Source organism: Sinisalibacter lacisalsi (genome assembly GCF_014640115.1).
GTDB lineage: Bacteria > Pseudomonadota > Alphaproteobacteria > Rhodobacterales > Rhodobacteraceae > Sinisalibacter > Sinisalibacter lacisalsi.
In genome coordinates this window covers 101,292-124,824 of record NZ_BMGI01000002.1, presented here as the reverse complement: position 1 = coordinate 124,824, position 23,533 = coordinate 101,292, and the positions used below count along the sequence as shown (strand labels likewise).

20 protein-coding genes and 3 pseudogenes are annotated in these 23,533 nt (G+C 65.0%); 6 read left to right on the top strand and 17 right to left on the bottom strand.

The window, feature by feature from the left end:
• Positions 1-2: 2 nt before the first annotated feature.
• The 9 genes from IEW01_RS06420 to glmS form a co-directional block, all read right to left on the bottom strand.
• A complete protein-coding gene (locus IEW01_RS06420; protein ID WP_188526801.1) occupies positions 3-677 on the bottom strand; it encodes a sugar transferase in 675 nt (224 codons plus the stop codon).
• Entirely contained in the window at positions 658-1,338 is a 681-nt protein-coding gene (locus tag IEW01_RS06415) for a PIG-L deacetylase family protein (RefSeq protein WP_188526800.1), read from the bottom strand. Before IEW01_RS06415 ends, IEW01_RS06420 begins: the two co-directional genes overlap by 20 nt.
• Positions 1,331-2,278 (bottom strand): methionyl-tRNA formyltransferase, encoded by a 948-nt coding sequence (locus IEW01_RS06410; RefSeq protein ID WP_188526799.1) that lies wholly within the window; start codon positions 2,276-2,278, stop codon positions 1,331-1,333. Before IEW01_RS06410 ends, IEW01_RS06415 begins: the two co-directional genes overlap by 8 nt.
• Positions 2,279-2,345: 67 nt before the next feature.
• Complete coding sequence (locus IEW01_RS06405; protein WP_188526798.1) at positions 2,346-3,500, bottom strand: DegT/DnrJ/EryC1/StrS family aminotransferase; 1,155 nt, start codon at positions 3,498-3,500, stop codon at positions 2,346-2,348.
• A complete protein-coding gene (locus tag IEW01_RS06400) occupies positions 3,497-4,354 on the bottom strand; it encodes a sulfotransferase family protein (protein WP_188526797.1) in 858 nt (285 codons plus the stop codon). The genes IEW01_RS06405 and IEW01_RS06400 overlap by 4 nt, the downstream gene beginning before the upstream one ends.
• Complete coding sequence (wecB, locus tag IEW01_RS06395) at positions 4,351-5,502, bottom strand: non-hydrolyzing UDP-N-acetylglucosamine 2-epimerase (protein WP_188526796.1); 1,152 nt, start codon at positions 5,500-5,502, stop codon at positions 4,351-4,353. The genes IEW01_RS06400 and wecB overlap by 4 nt, the downstream gene beginning before the upstream one ends.
• Positions 5,499-6,638: a polysaccharide biosynthesis C-terminal domain-containing protein gene (locus IEW01_RS06390; protein ID WP_229738122.1), complete on the bottom strand. Its 1,140-nt coding sequence runs from the start codon at positions 6,636-6,638 to the stop codon at positions 5,499-5,501. Before IEW01_RS06390 ends, wecB begins: the two co-directional genes overlap by 4 nt.
• Positions 6,620-7,666, bottom strand: a complete 1,047-nt coding sequence (locus IEW01_RS06385; protein ID WP_188526795.1) for an SDR family NAD(P)-dependent oxidoreductase — start codon at positions 7,664-7,666, stop codon at positions 6,620-6,622. Before IEW01_RS06385 ends, IEW01_RS06390 begins: the two co-directional genes overlap by 19 nt.
• A 264-nt stretch (positions 7,667-7,930) precedes the next feature.
• Complete coding sequence (glmS, locus tag IEW01_RS06380; protein WP_188526794.1) at positions 7,931-9,745, bottom strand: glutamine--fructose-6-phosphate transaminase (isomerizing); 1,815 nt, start codon at positions 9,743-9,745, stop codon at positions 7,931-7,933.
• A 741-nt stretch (positions 9,746-10,486) separates the two neighbouring features.
• Between glmS and IEW01_RS06375 the strand changes: the two are divergent.
• Positions 10,487-10,735: pseudogene (locus IEW01_RS06375) on the top strand (transcription termination/antitermination NusG family protein); the annotation flags it as partial.
• Positions 10,736-10,819: 84 nt separating this feature from the next.
• Here the strand turns inward: IEW01_RS06375 and IEW01_RS06370 are convergent.
• The 8 genes and pseudogenes from IEW01_RS06370 to IEW01_RS06335 all read right to left on the bottom strand — a co-directional run.
• Positions 10,820-11,284: pseudogene (locus tag IEW01_RS06370) on the bottom strand (SIS domain-containing protein); the annotation flags it as partial.
• Positions 11,241-11,443: pseudogene (locus IEW01_RS06365) on the bottom strand (adenosylhomocysteinase); the annotation flags it as partial. The pseudogenes IEW01_RS06370 and IEW01_RS06365, both read right to left, overlap by 44 nt.
• Positions 11,444-11,473: 30 nt before the next feature.
• Positions 11,474-12,343 (bottom strand): glucose-1-phosphate thymidylyltransferase RfbA, encoded by an 870-nt coding sequence (gene rfbA / locus IEW01_RS06360; protein ID WP_188526793.1) that lies wholly within the window; start codon positions 12,341-12,343, stop codon positions 11,474-11,476.
• A complete protein-coding gene (gene rfbD, locus IEW01_RS06355) occupies positions 12,340-13,197 on the bottom strand; it encodes a dTDP-4-dehydrorhamnose reductase (RefSeq protein ID WP_188526792.1) in 858 nt (285 codons plus the stop codon). The genes rfbA and rfbD overlap by 4 nt, the downstream gene beginning before the upstream one ends.
• Positions 13,194-14,234, bottom strand: a complete 1,041-nt coding sequence (gene rfbB, locus IEW01_RS06350; protein WP_188526791.1) for a dTDP-glucose 4,6-dehydratase — start codon at positions 14,232-14,234, stop codon at positions 13,194-13,196. The genes rfbD and rfbB overlap by 4 nt, the downstream gene beginning before the upstream one ends.
• A complete protein-coding gene (gene rfbC, locus IEW01_RS06345) occupies positions 14,231-14,791 on the bottom strand; it encodes a dTDP-4-dehydrorhamnose 3,5-epimerase (protein WP_188526790.1) in 561 nt (186 codons plus the stop codon). The genes rfbB and rfbC overlap by 4 nt, the downstream gene beginning before the upstream one ends.
• A 153-nt stretch (positions 14,792-14,944) precedes the next feature.
• Complete coding sequence (locus IEW01_RS06340) at positions 14,945-15,355, bottom strand: type II toxin-antitoxin system VapC family toxin (RefSeq protein ID WP_188526789.1); 411 nt, start codon at positions 15,353-15,355, stop codon at positions 14,945-14,947.
• Entirely contained in the window at positions 15,352-15,594 is a 243-nt protein-coding gene (locus IEW01_RS06335; RefSeq protein ID WP_188526788.1) for an AbrB/MazE/SpoVT family DNA-binding domain-containing protein, read from the bottom strand. Before IEW01_RS06335 ends, IEW01_RS06340 begins: the two co-directional genes overlap by 4 nt.
• A gap of 621 nt (positions 15,595-16,215) precedes the next feature.
• On the opposite strand from IEW01_RS06335, the gene nusG reads away from it, so the two are divergent.
• The 5 genes from nusG to IEW01_RS06310 all read left to right on the top strand — a co-directional run bounded on the left by nusG (position 16,216) and on the right by IEW01_RS06310 (position 22,258).
• Positions 16,216-16,728, top strand: a complete 513-nt coding sequence (nusG, locus tag IEW01_RS06330; protein WP_188526787.1) for a transcription termination/antitermination protein NusG — start codon at positions 16,216-16,218, stop codon at positions 16,726-16,728.
• Between the two features lie 145 nt (positions 16,729-16,873).
• Positions 16,874-18,964 (top strand): GumC family protein, encoded by a 2,091-nt coding sequence (locus tag IEW01_RS06325; protein WP_229738120.1) that lies wholly within the window; start codon positions 16,874-16,876, stop codon positions 18,962-18,964.
• Positions 18,965-19,010: 46 nt separating this feature from the next.
• Positions 19,011-19,772 carry a metallophosphoesterase gene (locus IEW01_RS06320; protein WP_188526786.1) on the top strand — a complete coding sequence of 254 codons (762 nt, stop codon included), beginning with the start codon at positions 19,011-19,013 and terminating at the stop codon, positions 19,770-19,772.
• A 162-nt stretch (positions 19,773-19,934) separates the two neighbouring features.
• On the top strand, positions 19,935-21,275 hold the full coding sequence (locus IEW01_RS06315) for a polysaccharide biosynthesis/export family protein (protein WP_188526785.1): 1,341 nt from the start codon (positions 19,935-19,937) through the stop codon (positions 21,273-21,275).
• A gap of 377 nt (positions 21,276-21,652) precedes the next feature.
• Positions 21,653-22,258, top strand: a complete 606-nt coding sequence (locus IEW01_RS06310; protein ID WP_188526784.1) for a response regulator transcription factor — start codon at positions 21,653-21,655, stop codon at positions 22,256-22,258.
• Positions 22,259-23,533: the final 1,275 nt, after the last annotated feature.

Sequence of the window (23,533 nt, the reverse complement as noted above, 5' to 3'; positions counted from 1 at the left end):
CTTCACTCAGGGAAAGGGCCCTCAGGGGCCCATCGGCGCGCCAGCTCGACATCGCCGGCCGGCAATCCGACCTTTCGCCCAACGACAGTCGCGAGAATGGCCGCGACGGTCAGCACGATGTAGATCATGTCACGCCACAACCCCGCCCGCTCGACATAGGCGCGTTCAAGCGCCAGCTTTGGTGTCAGCATCCGGTTAACATAGCTACCCTCGGGATCTTCCGGATCCAACAGGGTATCCGACATCACGTAGTTGTAGATTGCCCCCGGACTGGTCGCCCCCGGAGCGACCCTCAGGGTCTCCATCATCCAGTCGGTGTAATGCTCCTCGACGACGCCGGGTGCCTCCCCGCGCGGGCCGACAACCGACATGTCGCCGACCAGAATATTCCAGAATTGCGGGATTTCGTCGATTTTGGTGCGCCGCAGCAGGTTGCCAAACGCAAAGATGCGTGCGTCTCCTGGCGCAGTGATCGACGACCCCGACTCTGACGCCACATGCATCGAGCGCAGCTTCAGCATGTCAAAAATCTCGCCGTTCCGCCCGATGCGCCGCGCCCGGTAGAAAACCGGCCCCGGAGATGACAAGCTGATCCCGATTACCCCGAAGGCGAGGAACGGCGCGGTGATCACCAAGGCAAAGAGCGCGAAAAGGATGTCAAACAGGCGTTTTGCCATTACGGGTCACTCTCCTGATCGTCATGAAGGCTTCTGCCGCCGGACACACAACCTGCGATCCGGCGCTTTCCGCCTTGACCCGCAACGAACGCAGCGAACGCGGATGGGGCCAGTCGCGCAGCTCGGTCTCATAGCAGGCCATCGCGGCGATCTTCTGCTCAAGCGTCTCGGTGATATCGACCCAGGTATCCGGATTGAAACTGCGGGGATAAGCCCATTCGGTAGAGCTGACCGTGTCAAAGGCATAGACCGCCTCAATGTAGGCCTCCATCGGCCGCGTGGCCACCAAAGCCGCCTGAAACAGGAGCTGGTGGTCGCGGTTGATGTCATATCCGTATTGCACATAAACGATGTTCGGCTGAACCTGCTCAACGATTTCTTCGATGGGCGTGATTACCTCAGTCAGTGAGAAGGTATCCAACGCCTGATCCGGGAAATCCAGCAATCGCAGGTCATCACAGCCCAGTTCTGCAGCGGCGGCATGCGCCTGATTCCAAACGCCCCTGGCGCCGTCGGGATCGTGCTTGAGGTTACCGGCACAGACCACAACACAGGTCACCTGGTGTCCGGCCCGCGCGTGCAGGGCAATCGTCCCGCCAACCCCCAGCAATTCGTCATCCGGATGCGCGGCGATCACCAACACACGTTTTTCCTCAGTCAAGGCAAGGTTCTCCCTCTGACCATTTTCCACTCAGACCTTCCGTGGCAAGGCTCTGGCCAGTGAATTGGGTTCCGTCATCCCTCTCGATTTCGTGCAGGACAATTGCCCCCCGCTGACACGCCACGGCGATGCCGCAGCCAGTGTCGTCATCCGAGACCACCGGCCCCAAGATCGTTCCCGCCGGCGCCAACGCAGCATCCATAGGCAGCAGGGCAGACCGCCAGACGAAATACCGCTTCCCGGCTATAAACGAGAAAGCGCCGGGATACGGGCGCGTCAGGGCGCGGATGAAATCATACACCGCTGTCGCCGGTTGGTGCCAGTCGATCTGCCCATGCTCGGGGCGGCGACGCGGTAGCGGCGGCGAGCCGTCGTCGACTTGCGGCGTGGACTGCACCGGTTGCCCGGAAACCAGCTCTTGCGCCAATTCCAGCAGCATTTCGCTGTTGCTGCGTCCAACCTTGTCGTACAGCGTCGCAACATTGTCGAACGGCGTGATGTCGAATGCCCGTTGCGCAACGATGTCGCCCCCGTCGACCTCAACCGACAGCTTTATCAAGGTGTTGCCGGTCTGCTTCTCGCCCTTGATCAACGCCCAGTTGATCGGTGCGCTGCCTCGATTGGCCGGCAGCAAGGACGCGTGCGCCCCAAAGCATCCGACTTTCACCAGCGACAGGGCATCCTTGCGCAAGATCTGCGACCAGCCAATCACGAACAGCACATCCAGATGCAGGCGTTCGAGTAGCGCCAGCGAGTCCGGGTTGTTGACGTTTCGGATCCGGTGCAGCGCCAGGCCATGCAGTGCGGCGATTTCTTCATACGCCGCCGCACCCGACCGTTTGGCGAGCAGATCGGGCTCCAGCGTGATGATACCGGCGATCGGGATACCGGCAGCCAGCAGGTCCAGCAGCGGCTTCATCCCTTCAACGTGGTGGCTCATCCAACCGATGCGGAGTGTCTGCTCTGTTGACGTCATCTCGCCTCGCAAGTGGCAGTTGGAAACCGTTTCATCCGCCCAGGACTCCGCGCACCACCGCGATCACCCGATCCTGCTCATCCTCGGTCATCGCCATAAACAGTGGCAGGCTGACGCAGCGTCTGAAATAGGCGTCCGCGGCCGGGAAATCCTGCCCCTCCGTCATCGTCGCCCAATAGGTCATCTGGTGCAGCGGACGGTAGTGCACCGATGTGGCAACGCCCTGCTCCTGCAGTTGCTGAATGAAACCATCGCGCGTTACCGGAGCCTCATTTCTGATCTGCACGATATAGAGGTGCCACGAGTGCTCGTCGCCCTCGGCGGCATGGGGCGGCAGGCTCAGGGGCAGGTCGCCGAAAGCGTCGTCGAACCGGGCCGCTATCCGGGCTCGTGCATCCCGGAACTCATCAATGCGGCGCAACTGGACTCGGCCCATCGCTGAGGCAAGGTCAGTCAAGTTGTATTTGTAGCCCGCCTCAACCACATCGTAGGCCCAACTGGCCCTGACGTTGGTGAACCGGTCGAACACGTCGCGGTCGATGCCATGCAGCCGCATCTTGCGTGCCCGTTGGGCAATTATTTCATCGGCGGTCACCAGCATGCCGCCCTCACCAGTAGTCATCGTCTTGTTCGCGTAGAAGCTGAAGGCGGTGACGTCGGCCCCGGCTGCACGGCTGCCGATCAAATGCCCGCGATGCCGGGTCGGCAGTGCGTGCGCGGCGTCGTCCAGAATGGCGAGGCCGTGTTCATCGGCAAGGTTGCGCAATGTGGTCATGTCACAGGAGCGACCGGCGAAATGCACCGGCATGATTGCTTTGGTCCGACTGGTCATCGCCGCCGCCACGGTTTGCGCATCGACACAGATCATGTCCGGGTCCATGTCGACAAAGACCGGCGTCGCACCCAGATAGCGGATCACCTCGGCCGTGGCGGTGAAGGTCATCGTAGGAACGATGACCTCATCTCCCGGACCAACTCCCAGTGCATCGAGCCCAAGATGAAGCGCCGCCGTCGCTGAATTCACCGCGATCGCATGCACATCACCACCCAGTAGTTCGCGGAACTCGGCCTCGAAAGCGGTGGTCTGCGGCCCGGTGGTCAGCCAGCCACTACGCAGGCTCTCGACAACGGCGGCAATCTCGTCCTCGCCAACGCTGGGCCGGAAGAAGGGAACATTCCGTGTCATTCCAAGTATCCGAGTTCCTTGAGCGCGGGGGTCAAGACCTGATCAAGGATCGCCAGGTCCGCTTGCGGCAGCTTGCGCCACATCTGCGGCTCGTTCGGGCGCAGCTTCTTGCGGAAATTGGCAAGGATCGTGTCTTTGTCGGGCAGGTCCAGCCGATTCAGAAGCGTCGACAGCGCAGTCTCGTCGCGGATCAGGTCTTCGTATCGGGTCGTGAAGACCCGGGTTTCGGCATTGGCGATGCCGCACAGGTCTGCGCTCGCCCGGCTATAGGATTCCAGCCATTGCTGGGCGCAGACCCGTGATAGCGGCCCTTCTTTGGCCATCGTATCGATCCCCGGGAACCGCGGCCCCCAGACCTTGCCCCCCTTGCGCCCCGAGAGCAGACCCTGGACCAAATTCCAACCGTACCAGGCCACATAGCCAAGGTTTTGAATGGGTAGTTCGCGCACCTTGCGAGACAGCGCCGACCAGTTCGGCGGCGCATGCCATTGGCGCATCGCGCTCTCCGCCACTTCGCGCCCGTCGCGGATCAGGTGAATATAGCGCGCACCTGGAAAGACAGCCTCGATGAAGGGCACGCGCAGGGTGCTGGCCACTGTCTTCTCGATCAAAATATCTTCCGGACGGGCCTTGCTCAGTGTCTGTAATGAATTGCGAATGAACCGCTTGCGCTTGTCGGTCAACATTGCCGGATCGAGAATATCGCTTTCAGCTCCCTCGGCACCATATCGCCAGACATAATTGACGTCATAAGGCACAGCAGCCGTGCCTGAACCCGAGGCCAACACATCACGCAGGAACTTGGTCCCAGAGCGCGCCGCGCCGATCAGAAATATGGGAGAAGCCTCAGTCATTTGTCATTTGTCCGGATCCCGTCCCACGCATTCGAGAGCCGCGCCGTGCCCAGGATGAGATTGACCACCCTCTCGGACGTGTTGGTCACGCAATAGTCGGCGGGAACCGGGTGATCCAACCCCGCCGCCTGGCGCTCGGCAAAGCCTTGAGTGATCGCCGCGATCGCGTCCAGGATGGTAGCGGGGTTGAGGCCGGTCATGATCAAGCAACCGACATCCAGCCCCTCGGGGCGTTCGATCGCGTCGCGTGGGGAGATCGCCGGAAAGCTGAGGATCGAGCTCTCCTCGGCGATCGTGCCGCTGTCGGAAATCGCGCAGAAGGCCTGCATCTGCAAGTGGTTGTAGTCATGGAAACCGAACGGTTTCAGCCATCGCACCCGCGTGTCCAAAGACAGGCCTTCAAGCGCGTCCAGCCGTTTGCGCGTGCGCGGATGGGTCGAGACGATGATCGGCATGTCATACTGCGTGGCGATCAGGTTCAGAGCTTCGACCAAGGCGGTGAGGCGCGGCGAGCTGTCGACGTTTTCCTCGCGGTGCAGCGAGACAATGAAGTATTCGCGAGCCTTGAGTTGCAGCCGGCCTAGCACATCCGACGTCTCGATCCGGGCGCGGTAATGGTCCAGAACCTCCCGCATCGGCGACCCGGTCAGGTAAATGCGGCGGTGCTGGATGCCCTCCGACAAGAGATGGCGGCGGGCATGTTCGGTGTAAACCAGATTGAAATCCGAGATATGATCGACCAGCTTGCGGTTGGTTTCTTCAGGCACGTTGCGGTCGAAAGACCGGTTGCCCGCTTCCATGTGATAGATCGGAATTTTCAACCGCCGCGCCATGATGGCCGAAATGGCCGAATTCGTGTCGCCCAGAACCACCACTGCATCGGGCTTTTCGTCAAGAAGGACGCGCTCACTTTCCGAGAGGATCTTGCCAAGTGTGTCCCCCAGAGTTCCGCCGCCGGCACCTAGGAAGTGATCGGGCTTGCGCACCCCAAGATCCTCGAAAAAGACCTCGTTGAGTTCGTAGTCCCAGTTCTGACCGGTATGAACGATCACGTGGTCAGTGTATCTGTCGAGCCGATCCATCACACGCGACAAACGAATGATCTCGGGGCGGGTCCCGAGGATTGTCATGACCTTGAGTTTTTTCATTTCAGCACCTTGTCGGCAAATGTGTCGGGCGCAGCGGGATCGAAAAGCTCATGGGTCCAGAACAAGGTCAGCAAATCGGTCTCGCCGACATTCTCTATGGAGTGCGTGTGCAACGTGGGCATGTCGACCGGTGCAGGGACATCGCCTGAGACCCTGTATTCCCAGACCTCGTCGGAGATCACCTTTCGAACCCGGATGATCGCTTCGCCCTGAATGACAAGGAAACGCTCAACTTTCCGCAAGTGGAAGTGATCGCCTCGGGTCACGCCGGGTTTTGTCGTGGACAGGAATGCCTGACCGCCACCACCACCTTTCACCGCCTCGAATAGGGTGCCGCGCGCATCCGAGTTGAGCTTGAGGGGCCGCGGCCAGCCATCGGGATAGGTGGCGGCACGGTAGGTGTTGAACAGGTCGCGGTCGAACGGGACGGCAAGATCAGGGTAGATGTTTGCCGAATAGTTGTCGTGGAAGCCCCGAAGTTTTTCGTGGAGCGCCGTCACCGAAATATCCGTGGCCTCGGGGTCGATCCGGCCCGTCGCACCATCAGTCACGGCATCGATCGCCATCTGCGCAGCGGCGCCCGCGTGCAGGAGTTGCACCCGGCCCTCGGGATTGATGCTCGGCGTTTCGCCAGCCAGGATCTGGGCGATCAGTGTTGCCGTGACGTTATTGTAAAATGGGCGTGCTTCCTCGCCAAAGATATGCGGCAGCACCAAATCAGTGTAGCGCGTCGTGGCCTCGGACAGGATCTCTCCCGCCATTCGCTTCGAGCGGCCATAGGTCGTGTCACCGGCCGCATGGGTCGAATTCGCGTAGACGATATGGGGCGCGGCCCCAGCAGCACGGCAGGCATCGGTAAGGCGCCTCGCAATGGCCGGGTTGACCGCTTCAACAACCGCCTCAGAAGCCCGGTTCACGCCAGCGAAATGCAGTAGCCCATCGGCGGCGCCAAGAGCCGACTCGAGTGTGGCATCTTCGTCAAAGCCGGCGTGGTCCAACACAACGATCTCGAAGGGTTCCGCCTCGCCCCGAAAACGCGCCGCGCAATTGGCCGCGTGAAGCCGAACATGGGCATGCCAGCCGATCAACCCCTTTGCGCCGGTGATTACAATCCGCATCACTTCACCTCGGTCCATGCCTGAAGTTCGGTCTGGATTTCCGGAAGGGTCAGCAGCAGCTCTTTGACGCCAGCGACATCGAGCCGATCGGTGTTATGGGAATGATAGTCGTCGAGACGCGCGGTCACCTCCTCGCCTTCGGAAAAATACGGCTTGTAGTTCAGATCCCGCATGTCGAGCACGATACGATAATAGTCGCCCATGTCTTCCGAACTTGCCAGTTCCTGCGCGCTCGCGAGGGTCTCATAGAGCTTTTCCGCGTGGCGCCAGCCGATGAACTCGACCGGATGATCCGGGACGTTGAAAAGCTCTTTCAAGGCCGACACCAGGTCCGCGATCGTCGAAGCCGGGGCCTTCTTGATGAACAGGTCGCCCTGGTTAGCATTCTCGAACGCATGGTGCACCAGCGCCACGCTGTCGCGTAGCGGCATCAAAAACCGGGTCATAGTAGGTTCTGTTACCGTGATCGGTTTGCCGGCCTTGATCTGGCGCACAAACAGCGGAATCGCCGAGCCACGAGAATACATGACGTTTCCGTACCTTACCGCAGAAACGGACGTATCAGACCCCGGCCCCAACTCCCGCGCGGTGGCCTGCGCCGTCTTTTCCATCAGTGCCTTGGTCATGCCCATGGCATTCACGGGGAAGACCGCCTTGTCAGTCGACAGGCAGACAACGCTCTGCACACCCGCCGCAACAGCTGATCGTATGACATTTTCCGATCCGATGATATTCGTCAAAACCGCTTCGTGTGGAAAGAACTCGCAACTCGGTACCTGCTTCAGAGCCGCAGCATGGAAAACAGCATCGACACCATGCATGGCCCGGTCAACCGCCCCGCGATCGCGTATGTCACCAATGTAATACCGAACCCTGTCATCTCGAAGTTCAGCGCGCAGAGCGTCCTGTTTTTCTTCGTCCCGACTGACAATCCGGACCTCATCTGCACCCCGTGCAAGAAGATCCTTTAACATGGTCTTGCCGAATGAGCCGGTCCCACCGGTGATAAGAACTCTTTCAATCGACCTTTTTTTCTCGTGGTTCATTTGATACCCTTTTCAGCGCCGGTTCGCTGTCAATCAACTATCTGGGTCCGGTTTATTTGCGCAGCGGGCGCCGTTGCAGTCCTCAACCTTCGTGGCTTCGTCGGACAATTTGGGGCCGCAGGTTCACAACGAGACCGGTTGCCCCCTCAAAGGTGGGCGTTTTGCCCTTACAGCGTGACACGCACGCCCCGCCGCCCGGCGACGGGTCTTCACGACAGATTGTCGAAGGCCTGCCGCTCAACGCTACGAGCCTTTGTGGCACCCCTACTCCACCGTCACCGACTTCGCCAGGTTACGCGGCTGGTCCACATCCGTGCCCTTCTCCAGCGCCACGAAGTACGACAGGAGCTGGGCCACGACCGCGTTCGCGAACAGCGATCCGACCGGGCCGGCGGCGGGCGTGACCAGGTCGCAGGCCCCGGATGGGCCGATGCGCACCACGTCGGCGCCCCTTGCGGCCACCTCGGCAACGTTCGACGCGGTTTTTTCGTTCAGATCGTCGACATTCTCGAACACGACCACGGGCGTGCCGGTGTCGATCAGCGCGATCGGGCCGTGCTTGAGTTCGCCAGCCGGGTAGGCCTCGGCGTGGATGTAGGAGATTTCCTTCATCTTGAGCGCGGCCTCGAGCGCCATCGGGTGGTTAACCCCGCGCCCGAGGAAGAACATGTCGCGCGCGGGGCTGAGGCGGCGCGCGAGGCGCTCGATGTCATCCGATCCGCACAGGGTTTCTGCGACGATGCGCGGCACGGACACCAGGTCCGCAAGGATCTCGCCCAAACGGTCGTCCGACAGCATCCCGCGGTCGCGCGCGGCTTTCAGCGCGATGGCCAGCAGCCCCATCGCCTGCCCGGAATACGCCTTCGTCGAGGCCACGCCGATCTCGGGGCCGGCAAGGATGTCGAGGATCGCATCGGCCTCGCGCGCGATCGAGCTGGTGGCGACATTCACCACCGCAACCCGCGCGGCCACCCGGCCGGCCAGCGCCTTCAGCGCCGAGAGCGTGTCGGCCGTCTCGCCCGACTGGCTGACCGCGATCACGATTTCACGGCCCGTGAGCGGGCGGTTGCGGTAGCGATATTCGCTGGCGATATCGACCTCGACGGGAAGGCGCGCGATCTCCTCGATCCAGTAGCTCGCGAGAAGACAGGCATAATGCGCCGTGCCGCAGGCGATGAGCACGATGCGATCCGCAGACGCGAAATCGATCCCGGGCAGGATCGGTTTGAGGCTGCCGGCGGCGGGATCGACGAGCGCGCCCAGAAGCCGCGCGAGGCTTTCGGGCTGTTCCTCGATCTCCTTGCGCATGAAGTGAGGCCAGGGGCCTTTGTCGGCCGCGGGAAGCACCCCGGTGATCGAGACCACGTCGCGGGTGACACCGCGCCCGGCGCGGTCGAAGACCTGCACCCGGTCGGGACGGATCACCGCCCAGTCGCCGTCCTCGAGGTAGCTCACCTGCCCGGTGAAGGGGGCGAGCGCCAGGGCATCGGAGCCGACGAACATTTCCGCCGAACCATCCGCTTCCATCTCGCCGTAGCCGATCGCGAGGGGCGAGCCGTTGCGGGCGACGAACATCAGGTCGGGGTAGCCCTCGAACACCACCGCGAGCGCGTAGCTGCCGACCAGCTTGTCGAGGAGCGCGATGAAGGCCTCGTCGAGCGTGCGGGCCCGCCGCAAGAGGTACTCGAGCTGGGCCGCGATGATCTCGCTGTCGGTCTGCGATGTCAGCCGCGCGCCGCGGGCCTCGACCTCATCGCGCAGCGCGGCGTGGTTCTCGATGATCCCGTTGTGCACCAGCGTCACCGCGCCGAAGCGGTGCGGATGGGCATTCGCCTCGGTGGCAGCCCCATACGTCGCCCAGCGGGTGTGGCCGATCCCGACCCGGCCGCGCGGGGCATGCGCGTCAACGGCGACCCGGAGGTTGTCGAGCTTGCCCACCGCCCGGCGCAGCTCGACCCGCCCGCCATCGGCCACGGCGATGCCGGCGCTGTCGTAGCCGCGATACTCCAGCCGCGCCAGCCCTTCGACCAGGCGCGACGCGACGTCGGCCTTGCCGAGAATGCCCACGATCCCACACATCTACCCTGTACTCCCCTCGACTTCCACACCAGCCCGCGCCCCCACGACGCGGCCGGTCACCCCATCCACCGCGCCGGCGCGACCCTGACGCTTCTCGACGTCTGCGCTCGACCGGATTTCTCCATTCGAGACGCGAACCACGCCAAATGCCCGATAACGCAAGCAACCGGCCTCAAGCAGCGAAGCGGTAGGCCCCCTAAAACGGCCTCAAGTCGCGCAGCGGTAGGCCATCAAACATGCCTCAAGTCGCGCAGCGGTCAGCCAATCAAACCAGCCTCAAGCAGCGCAGCGGTCGGCCCCGGACCCCGTCCCGAGGCACCCCGGCGCCGGATCGAGACCGCATCCTCGCCGGGGGCCGGACCGCGGCCGGAACACCGCCGGGCCATGGCTACCGCACGGAACGTGGCCACGCCTCGCTCCGCTCGCCGACATGTCTGGAGGAAGAGTGCACCACCCCCGTTCCCACACGCAAGAGGTGATCCGCGTGCGCCCTCGCGCCCTTGCTAGACCATCGCGCCCGGCTTCACGACCCCTACCATCGAAGGTATCACCGGGACCGGTCCGGGGGAGCCGCCGCCGGCCGGAACGCGCGCGGCGCAACGCCCCGTCGGGGCGCCGGGCACGCCACCAGCCCCCTTCGGCGCCTCATCACGCCGGCCCCGGGCGGGCCCGGGCCCCGCGAAGGTTGCACCGCGCGCCCCGCCCCCCCTATACCGGGGGCGTGACTAGCAAGGCGCGCCGATGACATCTTCCCCCGACGACAAGAGCTGGTATCTCGCCCAGGTCAAGCCGAACGGCTTCCGGATCGCCGAGCGCGACCTCGCCCGGCAGGGCTTCGAGACCTTCGTGCCGCTGGTCGACCAGACCCGGCGCGGCCGCGGCGGGTTCGTCACCCGCCAGGCGCTCCTGTTCCCCGGATACCTGTTCGTCGCCTTCGACCCGGCCGCCGCGGGCTGGCGCGCGGTGATGTCGACCCACGGCATCAGCCGCCTCGTCAGCACCGGCGACACCCCCACCGCGGTGCCGCCAGACCTCGTCGAGGCGATCCGTGCGCGCGGCTTTCAGCGCGATGGCAAGCAGCGCCATCGCCTGCCCGGAGTACGCCTTGGTCGAGGCCACGCCGATCTCGGGGCCGGCAAGGATGTCGAGGATCGCGTCGGCCTCGCGCGCGATCGAGCTGGTGGCGACATTCACCACCGCGACCCGCGCGGCCACCCGGCCCGCCAGCGCCTTCAGCGCCGAGAGCGTGTCGGCGGTCTCGCCCGACTGGCTGACTGCGATCACGATTTCACGGCCCGTAAGCGGGCGGTTGCGGTAGCGATATTCGCTGGCGATATCGACCTCGACGGGAAGGCGCGCGAACTCCTCAATCCAGTAGCTCGCAAGATGGCAGGCATAATGCGCCGTGCCGCAGGCGATGAGCACGATGCGATTCGCAGCCGAAAAGCCGATCGCGGGCAGGATCGGTTTGAGAGCCCCGGCGGCGGGATCGACGAGCGCACTCAGAAGCCGCGCGCAGCGAGCCGACAATGCGGGCACCCTTGAGCGGCTTGGCCGCTTCGAATTCCTCGCGCAGCGCCATCAGACCGGGCATTTCCGTCTCCGCAATGTCGAGCTCCTTGCGGCGTACTCCGCGAGCGAAATAGCCTTCACAACGTAGTCAGTCACACCAATTTCATTTCGCGGCCGGCTAACCATTACTGACAGCTGAAATCGACAAGTCACCGATCACTCGTCCAGCTCCGCCAAGTAGCGTCCATAGCTGTTCTTGTTGTACTTGGTCGCGCGGCGTGCCAGGTCGGCGCCTGAGATGAATCCCATCCGAAACGCAATCTCATCGGGGGAGCCGACCTGTTGGCCTTGCCGCTCGGTGAGGGTTCGCACGAAGTTCGCCGCGTCGAGCAGGCTGCCGTGGGTGCCGGTGTCGAGCCAGGCGTAGCCGCGGCCCATCTTTTCGACCCTGAGTGATCCCTCGTCGAGGTAGGTCGACAACAGGTCGGCGATCTCCAATTCGCCGCGGGCCGAGGGAGTAATGCAGGCCGCCCGTGCCGGGGCGTCGCCGTCGAGGAAGTAGAGCCCGGTCACCGCGTAGTTCGAGGCAGGCTTCTCCGGCTTCTCCACGATCGATTGGGCGCGGCCCTCGGCGTCGAAGTGCACAACGCCGTAGCGTTCCGGGTCCACTACCCGGTAGCCGAACACCGTGCCACCGGCTTGTCTTGCATTGGCGGACGCCAGCACGTCGGGCAAGCCGTGACCAAAGAAAATGTTGTCGCCAAGCACCAGCGCCGAGGGCGCGCCGGCGAGGAAATCCTCGGCCAGCAGATAGGCCTGAGCGAGCCCGTCCGGCGAGGGTTGGGCAATGAAGGTGAACGTGAGCCCCCATTGGCTGCCGTCGCCGACCAGCCGCTGGAACTGCGCCTGGTCCTCGGGGGTGGTGATGATCGCGATCTCGCGGATCCCGGCGAGCATGAGCGTGCTCAGTGGGTAGTAGATCATCGGCTTGTCATAGACCGGCAAGAGCTGCTTCGACACGCCCATGGTGATCGGGTAGAGCCGTGTGCCGGAACCACCGGCGAGAATGATGCCCTTGCGCGTCATGACAGTTCCTTCAGGTCTTTGAGCACCTCGGCGAGACCCGCGCGCCACTCGGGGCGGTCGATCCCGAAGACCTCCCGCGTGCGGCTGCAGTCGAGCCGCGAATTGAGCGGTCGCTGGGCGGGCGTCGGATAAGTCGAGGTCGGGATGTCTTGGACACCAACGGACCGCCCGGCTTGGCGGAAGATCTCGCGGGCGAAGTCCGCCCAGCTCACGTCGGGCGCGCCGGTGAAATGGTACGTGCCGAACTTGGTCGGGTCGTCGCGGAGCGCTTGGCCAATTGCAAGAACGGCGCGGGCGATGGGGCGCGCGGGTGTCGGGCCGCCGATTTGGTCGGCGACGACGTTGAGCCGGTCGCGGGTCTGGGACAGACGCAGCATGGACTTCACAAAGTTTGTGCCATGCGCCGAAAACACCCAGCTCGTGCGCAGGATCGCATGAACGCCCCCCGCCGCGCGCACCGCCTCTTCGCCCGCCAGCTTGGTGCGGCCATAGGCACCTAACGGCGCGGTGGGTGCGTCGACCAGCCAAGGTGTGCTGCCCGAGCCGTCGAAAACGTAGTCGGTGGAGATCTGGACCAAGGCCGCTCCGATCTCGACGGCAGCCTCCGCAATCGCGCCCGGCGCCGCGCCATTGACCAACGCCGCCATGGCCTCGTCCGCTTCAGCCTGGTCGACCGCGGTATAGGCAGCGGCGTTGATCACCAGATCCGCGCCGCTCGCCCGGACGATCCCGCCGCAGGCCGCCGGATCGGTCAGATCGGCCTCATCCCGGCCCAGGAACCGCGCCTCGGGGACCAGCGCCGCCAGGTCCCGCGCAACCTGGCCGGTCTTGCCGAAAACAAGCACGCCGCTCATGCCCGCATCCCCAGCCGTTCGCCGACACCGTCACGATCCAGCAACGGGCGCCACCAGGCCTCGTTGTCGAGATACCAGCGCACGGTGCGGGCGATCCCCTCCTCCAGGGTCACCGAGGGCCGCCAGCCAAGCTCAGACCGGATGCGCTCCGGGTCGATCGCGTAGCGCCGGTCATGGCCGGGCCGATCCGGGACAAAGGTGATCAATTGGTCATGCGGCGCGCCATCGGGCCGCAATGCGTCGAGCTCGGCACAAATCATGCGGACGAGATCGATGTTCGTCGCCTCGTTCTCACCACCGATATTGTAGGTCCGCCCCAGTTCCCCGCGCTCCAGCACCGTGAGTAGCGCATCCGCGTGGTCCTCGACATACAGCCAGTCACGGATGTTGCCGCCGTCGCCATAGACCGGGATAGGCTCCCCTGCCAGAGCCCGCAGGATCACCACCGGAATCAGCTTCTCGGGGAAGTGGAAGGGCCCGTAATTGTTAGAACAATTGGTCACGACGACCGGCAGGCCATAGGTCTCACCCCAGGCCCGCACCAAGTGATCCGAGGCCGCCTTCGAGGCCGAATAGGGTGAGCGCGGATCGTAGGGCGTATCTTCGGTGAATAGGCCCGTGGCTCTGAGGCTGCCATAGACCTCGTCGGTGGAGACATGGTGAAAGCGGAACCCCGCGGGCTTGCTCTTACCCGCCCAATAACTTCGCACCGCTTCCAGGAGTTTGAAGGTGCCGGTGACATTGGTCTCGATGAAATCCGCCGGGCCATCGATCGAGCGGTCGACATGGCTCTCAGCCGCCAGATGCATCACCGCATCCGGTTCGCGGTTCGCGAACACCCGATCCAGCGCCGCGCGGTCACGGATATCTGCTTGTTCGAAGGCATAAAGCGGGCTGTCCGCCACCTCGGCCACGTTGGCAAGGTTGGCGGCATAGGTCAGCGCATCGAGGTTCACCACCGCGTGGCCCCGCGCCACTGCGAGCCGCACCACGGCAGACCCAATGAACCCAGCCCCGCCTGTGACGAGGATCTTCACGCCCCCGCCTCCCAGGTGAAGGGCGATTGCCAGTCGGCGAAGGAGGGCGCCGCGGCGTCCTTGTCCGACAGAACCGGCGCGCCCGCGAGCCCCCAGTCGATGCCCACGGAGTCCCAGCGGACCGAGCCATCACACTCCGGCGCGTAGATATCGGTGACCTTGTATTGCACCTCACTGTCCGGCGCGCAGGTGACGAATCCATGCAAAAAGCCTTTGGTAACGTACAACTGCTTGCCGTTCTCCGCCGTCAGCTCGACCCCGAACCACTCGCCATAGCTTGGCGACCCGACCCGCGCATCCACCACCACATCAAAGATCGCCCCGCGCGAACACCGCACCAGTTTGTCCTGCGCATGCGGCGGCGCCTGGTAGTGCAAGCCGCGCAACGTGCCCGCTTCAGCCGAAAACGAGTGGTTATCTTGCACAAAGTCGAGATCCAACCCCGCCTCCGCCATGCGCGGCGCGCTCCAAGTCTCGCAAAACCACCCGCGATCGTCGCCAAACCGGCGCGGCGTCAGAACCACGACGCCGTCGAGTTTTGTTCGTTCAGTCTGCATTCAGATGACCACCACGCAAGTGCATGTGCATGTAGCTATTTTTGTTTGAAGGTATGAAAGTGAAATTTCCCTGCTCTCGCCTGTTTTTTCCTGTTGTTTTGACGTGAGCCACGCCAAATGCGCGACACCGCAAGGGCAGAGCGCGCAGGCACCCTATTGCGGCTGTCCGCTGCCAATCCACTCCACCCCGTCCAGGCGAGCGGCTTTCTTGTCAAAGGTCTTCAGACCATCGGCGCCCGCGCGCCGGGCGGCCTGGCGGATCATCAGGTCGGAAAACCCGAACCCTTTCGCCTCGTAGAGCTGTAGGATTGCGCCAACATTGTCGCCTTCCTCAATGTCCAGTTCGGACGCAGACAACAGGCCCTCCAGAACCCGCGCGATCGCCGCACGCTCGTATCTGTAGCTCCGCTCCAACACCCAGACCAGCTCCACAAGCACGTCCCGGGCCACGAACCCGGGCTCTTGTTCCGTGAGCCCGCCGATGAGATCGGTTGCCAAGCGCCCCTGATCCGGATCGTCCCGGGTCAGGAAGCGCACAAGGACGTTTGTGTCGAGGGCGATCATTCCGCCCGGTCAACCGCGCCCGCCGCGATGGCCTCGTCCATCTCATCCAGCGCGACCGGTTTTTGGCCCGGGCGCTTCAGGGCGCCCTCAAGAGCCAGCACCGGTCGGGCCCTCAAGATGCGCACTTCACCATCGAGCAGAATGTAGCGCACCTTGTCACCCGCCTGCAGGCGCAGCACCTTGCGCACGTCTTTCGGCAGGGTCGTCTGGCCTTTCGAGGTCACTGTCGATTCCCGCATGCCAGGGGCTCATTTTCCGTTTCGACTTACTCTTCAAGAGAGCGGTGCGCCCTTTGGGGAAAGACAAGGCATATTCAAAAATTCCTTACCAATACCCGATAACGCCAACCCCCGGCCTGAAGTAGCGCAGCGTTACCCCCTTCAAACCAGCCTCAAGCAGCGCAGCGGTCGGCCCCGGCGGACCCCGTCCCGAGGCACCCCGGCGCCGGATCGAGACCGCATCCTCGCCGGGGGCCGGACCGCGGCCGGAACACCGCCGGGCCATGGCTACCGCACGGAACGTGGCCACGCCTCGCTCCGCTCGCCGACATGTCTGGAGGAAGATTGCACCACCCCCGTTCCCACACGCAAGAGGTGATCCGCGTGCGCCCTCGCGCCCTTGCTAGACCATCGCGCCCGGCTTCACGACCCCTACCATCGAATGTATCGCCGGGACCGGCCCCGGGGGCGGCGCCGCCGGCCAGAACCCGCGCGGCGCAACGCCCCGTCGGGGCGCCGGGCTCGCCACCAGCCCCCTTCGGCGCCTCATCACGCCGGCCCCGGGCGGGCCCGGGCCCCGCGAAGGTTGCACCGCGCGCCCCGCCCCCCCTATACCGGGGGCGTGACTAGCAAGGCGCGCCGATGACATCTTCCCCCGACGACAAGAGCTGGTATCTCGCCCAGGTCAAGCCGAACGGCTTCCGAATCGCCGAGCGCAACCTCGCCCGGCAGGGCTTCGAGACCTTCGTGCCGCTGGTCGACCAGACCCGGCGCGGCCGCGGCGGGTTCGTCACCCGCCAGGCGCTCCTGTTCCCCGGATACCTGTTCGTCGCCTTCGACCCGGCCGCCGCGGGCTGGCGCGCGGTGATGTCGACCCACGGCATCAGCCGCCTCGTCAGCACCGGCGACACCCCCACCGCGGTGCCGCCCGACCTCGTCGAGGCGATCCGCGCGCGCTGCCGGCCCGACGGGGTGCTGGGCGCGCCGGAGGATCTGCCGCAAGGCGCGGCGGTGCGCATCACCACCGGGCCGTTCGCCGAGTTCGTCGCCCGGGTGGAGCAGATGGCGCCCGACCAGCGCGTCTGGGTCCTGATCGAGCTGATGGGGCGCAAGACTCGAATCGCGGTGCCGCGCGACGGGGTGCGGCCGCTCTGACCCGCCGCCCCGGGGCCGCCGGGGCGCGGTGCGCGCCCGCCGCCCCCTCCTTTTGAACCGGGCGGGGAGCCGGATCTTGGATTGCAAACAGGGGTTGAACGCTTTAACCAAGACGACCATTGAGTTTCCACAGGTGAAAGAACGCGTGACCCAGACCAGCGCAGCCTTGGCCGAGGCGGCCAGTCCGAACCGACCGGCCGACCCGGCGTTCGAGGACGACGAGATCGACCTCCTCGAACTCGCGCGCACGCTGTGGCGCGGCAAGCTCTGGATCGTGCTCGCCACGCTGCTCGCCGGCGCCCTGGCCTGGACTTACGCCACCCAGGTCGCGGTGCCGAAATACACCGCCAGCGCCACGGTGGCGCTCGACAACCGCCAGGGCACGATGGTCGACTTCGAGAACGTGCTGTCGGGGCTGTCGGGCGACCAGGCCACGATCAACACCGAGGTCGAGGTGCTGCGCTCGCGCAACCTGCTGGACAAGCTCGTCGAGGACATGGGGCTCATCGACGATCCCGAGTTCAACCCGTTCCTGGCCCCCGACACCCCCGCGCCCGCGCCGCAGCGCGCGCGCAACACGGTGGTGGATCGCGTGGCGGAGGCGATCTCGATCTCGAACGTGCGCTCGAGCTACGTCTTCACCATCACCACCGTCACCACCGATCCGGTCAAGTCCGCCGACATGGCCAACCGGCTGGCCGAGCTCTACATGGCCGACCAGCTCGCGGTGAAGTTCGAGGCGATGGAGACCGCCACCGAGTGGCTCTCGGAACGCGTGGCCACGCTCAGGGTCGAGCTCGAGACCGCGGAGGCGCGGATCAAGAGTTTCGCAACCAATACCGATCTCGTCTCGGTCGAGGCGCTCGAAGGGCTCAACCGCCAGATCAAGGACACCCGCAACCGCCTCGACGGGCTGGTGATGTCCCGCGACGCGTTGTCGGAGAGGGTAACGGCGCTGGTGGCGACCCAGGACACCGGCGATCCCGACGCGATGGCCGCCATCGCCGGGGACCCGGCGCTCGAGCGGCTGGCCGGGGAGTTCGACAGCGGCAACAACGCCGAGCTCTTCGCGGCGCGCTACGCCACCCTCCTCGAGCGGGCCCGGGCCGACCTCGGGCGGACCCGCGCGCAGGTCGCCTCGCTGAGCCAGTCGCTCGGGCGGCTCGAAGCCGATTATGCCCGCCAGGCCGAGGATCTCGTCCAGCTGCAACAGCTCGAGCGCGAAACCCAGGCGCTGCGCGCGATCTACGAGTATTTCCTCACCCGGATGCAGGAAACCTCCGTCCAGCGCGGCATCCAGCAGGCCGACAGCCGGATATTGTCCCACGCCGTGGCGCCGGTGCGGCCCTCCGAGCCGCGCCGCTCGATGATCCTGGCGCTCGGGCTCCTGCTCGGGCTGATCGCCGGGGCGGGGGTCGTGCTGCTGCGCGAGATGATGCACAGCGGGTTCCGCACCGCCGAAGAACTCGAACGCGAGACCGGCCTCACGGTGATGGGGCAACTGCCGAAGATTGCGGCGCGCGAGCGCAAGGCTGTCATCCAGTATCTCGTCGACAAGCCGACCTCGGCCGCAGCCGAAGCCGTGCGCAACCTGCGCACCTCGCTGATGCTGTCCAACCTCGACCGCCCGCCGCAGGTGATCCTGTCGACCTCCTCGCTCCCGGGCGAAGGCAAGACCACCACGGCGATCTCGCTGGCGCATAATTATTCCGGCCTCGGCAAGAAGGTGTTGCTGATCGAGGGCGATATCCGCCGGCGGGTGTTCTCGGAGTATTTCGACTACGAAAAGAACGAGGGGCTGTTGTCGATCCTGTCGGGTTCCGTGCGCCTCGAGGACGTGGTGCAGCGGCTCGACCTGATCGGCGTCGACATGCTAATCGGCGAACAGAGCTCGACCAACGCCGCCGACGTCTTCTCGTCGGAGCGTTTCGCGAGTTTCATGGAAGACGTGCGCCGCACCTATGACACCATCATCATCGACACGCCGCCGGTGCTGCTGGTACCCGATTCGCGCATCATCGCGCACGCCGTCGACGCAGTGCTGTTCACGGTCAAATGGGATGCCACGTCGCGCGCCCAGGTCCGCGAAGCCATGCGCCAGTTCGCAACCGCCGGGATATCGATGACCGGCACAGTGCTCAACCAGATCGACCCCAAGGGCATGAAACGCTATGGCTATGGCGGCCAATACGGTGCCTATGCCGCCTATGGCCACAACAAGTATTACAACAATTGATCCCCCCGATCTTGGCCGGGCGGGGCTGCGAGCCTAGACTGACCGCATGAAGCTATTGTCACGGATCTTTCGCGGTGCGGCGCGCCCTGTCCGCTTCGATGCAGCCCTCGCGCCGGATGAGCGGCTTGCGGTGGTCGGCGACATCCACGGCTGCGCCGCCCTGCTCGACCGGCTCCTGGACCTGATCGGGGCAGACGCCCCCGCGCGCCTCGTCTTCGTGGGCGATTACATCGACCGCGGCGAGGACAGCGCAGGGGTGCTCGAGCGCCTCCACGCCCTGGCCCGCGACGACGGCGCGCCCGCGATGTTCCTCAAGGGCAACCACGAGGAGATGATGCTGCGCTTCCTCGATGACCCGGGCGCGCAGGCGGCCGGCTGGCTGCGCAACGGCGGGCTGCAAACGCTGGCGAGCTACGGCATCGGCGGGCTGGGGGCGGCGCCGGACGAATCGCGCGCGCTGAAGGCCCGCGACGACCTCGCCCGCGCGCTCGGGCCCGAGAAGCTGGCCTGGCTGCGCGGCTTGCCGCTGTCATTCGTGAGCGGCAACGTCGCCGTGGTCCATGCCGCCGCCAACCCGTCCAAGTCGATCGATGCGCAATCCGAACAGGCGCTGCTCTGGGGCCACCCGGATTTTGCCCGGACCCCGCGCCGCGATGGTCTCTGGGTGGTGCATGGCCACACCATCGTCGACGCAGTGACGGCGGAGGCCGGGCGTATCGGGGTCGATACCGGGGCCTATGCCACCGGCCGGTTGTCGGCGGCGGTGCTCGAGCGCGGCGACATGCGCGTGCTCACCGCGTCGCGTTGAGCGCGCGACTGTGACCGCATGGCCTCACCTGGCGACTTAGGCCTTTGCGCGGTTCCGAAGTCGAGCCAGGATCTGGTATGGACGTAATCACGATCCTGCGATATCGGGTATCGTAAAAGATGTGGCGAGGGCACGTGCACGGCCTCAACCAGGGGGAGATAGATGGGTAGAGTACTGGCGTTCCTGGCATTGATCGGCCTCGCGGGTTGCGGCGGGCTTTATTCCTCGCCGCATGTCGCCACCGGCGCGGCCGAGGTCGGCGAGGTCAAGGTCGTCGCGATCGACGCCAACAGCCTGTCCGCGGCCAATGCCTCCCCCTACCGCCCACGTACGCTCCCCGCGATCTTCGCCCGCAGCGCCGGGCTGAGCGGCGGCGCGGTCGGTGCCGGAGCCCCGCCCGCGCCGGCCTTCACGCCCGAACCCCGGCCCGCCTCGATGCCCACCCGCCTGCCCGACCCGTTTACACCGGGCAGTTACCGGATCGGCACCGGCGACGTGATTCTGCTTGCCACGCCCAACACCGCCAGCACCGTCGAAGCGCTCACCGGCCTGCTCGCCGCGCAAAGCCGCAGGCAGGGCTACACCGTGCAGGACGACGGCGCGATCACCATACCCGAGGTCGGCCGGGTCCGGCTCGCCGGGCTCACGCTGGAGGAGGCCGAGGCGGAGGTGTTCCAGGCGCTCGTCGGCCAGCAGATCGACCCGACCTTCTCGATCGAGATCGCCGAGTTCAACTCTCAGCGCGTCTCCATCGGTGGCGCCGTGCGCGCCGCCAAGACCCTGCCGATCACGCTCAAGACCCTCAACCTTTCCGAGGCGCTCACCGCCGCGGGCGGCATCACCGTGAAGGATCAGGCCTTCGCCTCGATCCGGCTCTACCGCGACGGCTCGCTCTACCAGATCCCGCTCAGGAGCTACCTCGATGATGCGAAGATCCAGAAGCTCGCGCTGAAGGACGGCGATGCCGTCTACGTCGACACCGCCTTCGATCTCGACAAGGCCGAGGGCTACTTCGCCCAGCAGATCCAGCTCGCCAATTTCCGCCAGACCTCGCGCGACCTCGCGCTGCGCCAGCTTCAGACCGAGGTGTCCCTGCGGCGCGGCGAGCTCGAGGAGCAGCGCGAGAACTTCCGCGCCCGCGTCGATCTCGACGCGGTCGAACGCGATTACGTCTACATCGCGGGCGAAGTCGGGGTGCAGAACCGCTTCACCCTGCCGTTCGAGCGCAAGGCCACGCTCGCCGATGCGCTGTTCGAGAAAACCGAAGGCGTGCCGAACCGGACCGGGAACATCTCCGAGCTCTACGTGCTGCGTGCCAGCGCGGATGGCACCGGCGTCACCGCCTGGCGCCTCAACGCGGTCAACGCCGCCAACCTGGTGCTCGCCACCCGGTTCGAACTGCGCCCCAACGACGTCGTCTTCGTCGCCGAACAGCCCGTCACCGCGCTCGACCGCCTGGTGAGCCAGATCGCCCCCTCCATCGCCCTCGCGGGTGCGCTCTGACGCGGCAGGACTGACGCCCGACCGCGCCGACGCTGCCATACGGGCCCCCGTGCGGCCAGGCAAAATGCGCTGAGCCATCCCTGGGCGCCGCTCCCGGCGGACCAGCACCCGCAAGACAGATCACCCGATCCGCCTTCGCATGGCGATGGGGTCGGGTCACCGCGCGCGGGCAGCGGGGAAACCGACATCAATGGCACGAAACGCCAATCGGCCCGCCCGTTCCGACAACCTCGGCCTCGCTCGGCGGATCACCTGGGCCATCGGGTAATAGACCTATCCCTATTGGTAGGTGGTCTGGCTGGGCTCTGCGTGTAACTCTTCAAGCGGGGTTCCCTTGAAAAAAACGGGTACATAGAAAAAAAATAGGGGATCGGCGCATGCAGGTGATGTTGGCAATCGAAAAGGGTGCGACCAACGGCCATCCACTTGATGACGTTCTGCGAAAACAGGATGAGCGAATACAGGTCGAGACCATCGCGGATCGCGTTCTGGAGCGGCTGCAGGTCAACGACAAACCGGATGTGCTGCTGTTGGATTTTCGTTTTCCCGGCCTTTCCGGCCTGGAGGGCATTCGGACGGTGCTGAAATACCTGGGCGACAGGCCCCTTGGCGTGCTGGTTGACCGAACCGCCTCTATTCACACAGGGAACGCCTTCGTGGCCGGCGCCAGCGGTGTTCTGCCGCTGGACCTTACCGCGGAGGCCTTCGACGCGGCGGTCACGCTTCTGTTGAGCGGTTTCTCGTTCGCCATCATCAATCAAAAGCAGGCCTGCGATCGCCTCAAGGCCATCAGCACCCTTTCGGATCGCGAGATCCAGGTGCTGAAAGGGATCTGCAACGGATTGCAGAACAAGGAAATCGGGCACGCGTTCGACATCCAGGAAGTCACGGTGAAGATGCATGTGCGCGCGATCATTCAAAAACTCGGCGCGCGCAACCGCACCCACGCGGCCATGCTCGCGCGCGATCTCGGGGTCGTCTGAGCCCGGTCAGGCGCCGGTTTCGCTCACAAAGCAGCAGCCACTCATCGAGACGAGCCAGAATAAGAGCGGACCGGCTGTGGCTCAAGGCCGGTGTCGTCGCCTGCGCGATTGCACAGAGCATCGGTCCAGGCAGCAAACGCCAAGATGAGACCTCTTGCGGGGTGCTCCCCGCTGCCCAACCTGGTCCGCATCCACATGAGGGCGGCGCCAGAAAACTCGCGACTCCGCTCCGTCACAGACGCAAACCGATCAAAGCAGAAGCTCGAGGTATGCGGAACACAGGCCAAGGGATCGATCCGCACATATACCCCCGGCAGGTCGCCACCGCCGATGCCCCGTCTGACGCCCCCTGACGCGACAGCGCCGACGCGCGGCGGCTTTCGTTCAACCCGACAACGGCTCTGTAGCGGTGTGGGCCCGGAACTGATGGAGGTTTCAACAAATGAGGAATGCTCTTTCCCCGCAAGCTTGCGCGCTCGGGAAACCCTGAAACCCTGAAACCCTGAAACCCGCCCCCCGTGGCGGGTTTCCTGATTCCGGCGCCCTCCTGCCCCCTGCCGTGCCGTGTGGTGCCCTCCTGCCGATCTGGCGGCCGTGTGGTGCCGTCCTGCCCCTATCGAGCGGCGCGCCGATCTGGATTCCACGCACCTGGGCGGAATCCTGGTGGCCTGGTCGCGCCGATCCGGTGCCGCGCCCTGCCCTCGGCTGGTGGCCTACCGATCTGCCCTCGGCTGGTGCCGTGCCCTGCCCTCGGCTGATCCGGTGCCGGTCTGCCCCCGGCTGGTGGCCTGCCGGTCTGCCCTCGGCTGGTGGCCTGCCGATCTGCCCTCGGCTGGTGCCGTGACTCCGTGCGGCGATTCCTCCCGGCCGAATCGGCATGGCGATTCCGCCTGCCGATCTGCCCCGCGCCGATCTGCCCCCGTGCCGATCTGGTGGCCGTGGTGCCGTGGCGGATGTGAGCCCGGCGGCCGTGCGTGGTGGTGCCGTGCGGCCGTGCGATCTGGTGGCCGTGGTGCCGTCCGATCTGGTGGCCGTGGTGCCGTGCGCGAGGGCGCGGCCGGGCGATCTGGTGGCCGTGGTGCCGGGGGGCCGGGTCTAGCTGTTGTTGACTATTCGGAAACCGCTCCGGGTCCTTCTGGAAACAATGGCCCTGTCGCGGGGGGCGCGGAGCGCGACGTTAGAGAGTCCTGCAAATGCTCTATAGGCCCCTCATGCAGATGGGTTGATAGTTGAACGATTTCAGGCATCCGGGCGCCTGCGGAAACAGCGACTCCG

Coding starts and splice junctions, on each gene's coding strand:
- IEW01_RS06420 (WP_188526801.1), bottom strand. CDS start 677: ATGGCAAAACGCCTGTTTGACATCCTTTTCGCGCTCTTTGCCTTGGTG.
- IEW01_RS06310 (WP_188526784.1), top strand. CDS start 21,653: ATGCAGGTGATGTTGGCAATCGAAAAGGGTGCGACCAACGGCCATCCA.
- nusG (WP_188526787.1), top strand. CDS start 16,216: ATGACATCTTCCCCCGACGACAAGAGCTGGTATCTCGCCCAGGTCAAG.
- IEW01_RS06410 (WP_188526799.1), bottom strand. CDS start 2,278: ATGAGCCACCACGTTGAAGGGATGAAGCCGCTGCTGGACCTGCTGGCT.
- IEW01_RS06385 (WP_188526795.1), bottom strand. CDS start 7,666: ATGAACCACGAGAAAAAAAGGTCGATTGAAAGAGTTCTTATCACCGGT.
- IEW01_RS06390 (WP_229738122.1), bottom strand. CDS start 6,638: ATGGACCGAGGTGAAGTGATGCGGATTGTAATCACCGGCGCAAAGGGG.
- IEW01_RS06320 (WP_188526786.1), top strand. CDS start 19,011: ATGAAGCTATTGTCACGGATCTTTCGCGGTGCGGCGCGCCCTGTCCGC.
- IEW01_RS06400 (WP_188526797.1), bottom strand. CDS start 4,354: ATGACTGAGGCTTCTCCCATATTTCTGATCGGCGCGGCGCGCTCTGGG.
- wecB (WP_188526796.1), bottom strand. CDS start 5,502: ATGAAAAAACTCAAGGTCATGACAATCCTCGGGACCCGCCCCGAGATC.
- rfbD (WP_188526792.1), bottom strand. CDS start 13,197: ATGAGCGGCGTGCTTGTTTTCGGCAAGACCGGCCAGGTTGCGCGGGAC.
- IEW01_RS06405 (WP_188526798.1), bottom strand. CDS start 3,500: ATGACACGGAATGTTCCCTTCTTCCGGCCCAGCGTTGGCGAGGACGAG.
- rfbA (WP_188526793.1), bottom strand. CDS start 12,343: ATGACGCGCAAGGGCATCATTCTCGCCGGTGGTTCCGGCACACGGCTC.
- IEW01_RS06340 (WP_188526789.1), bottom strand. CDS start 15,355: ATGATCGCCCTCGACACAAACGTCCTTGTGCGCTTCCTGACCCGGGAC.
- IEW01_RS06335 (WP_188526788.1), bottom strand. CDS start 15,594: ATGCGGGAATCGACAGTGACCTCGAAAGGCCAGACGACCCTGCCGAAA.
- IEW01_RS06315 (WP_188526785.1), top strand. CDS start 19,935: ATGGGTAGAGTACTGGCGTTCCTGGCATTGATCGGCCTCGCGGGTTGC.
- rfbC (WP_188526790.1), bottom strand. CDS start 14,791: ATGCAGACTGAACGAACAAAACTCGACGGCGTCGTGGTTCTGACGCCG.
- glmS (WP_188526794.1), bottom strand. CDS start 9,745: ATGTGTGGGATCGTGGGCATTCTCGGCAAGGCCGACGTCGCGTCGCGC.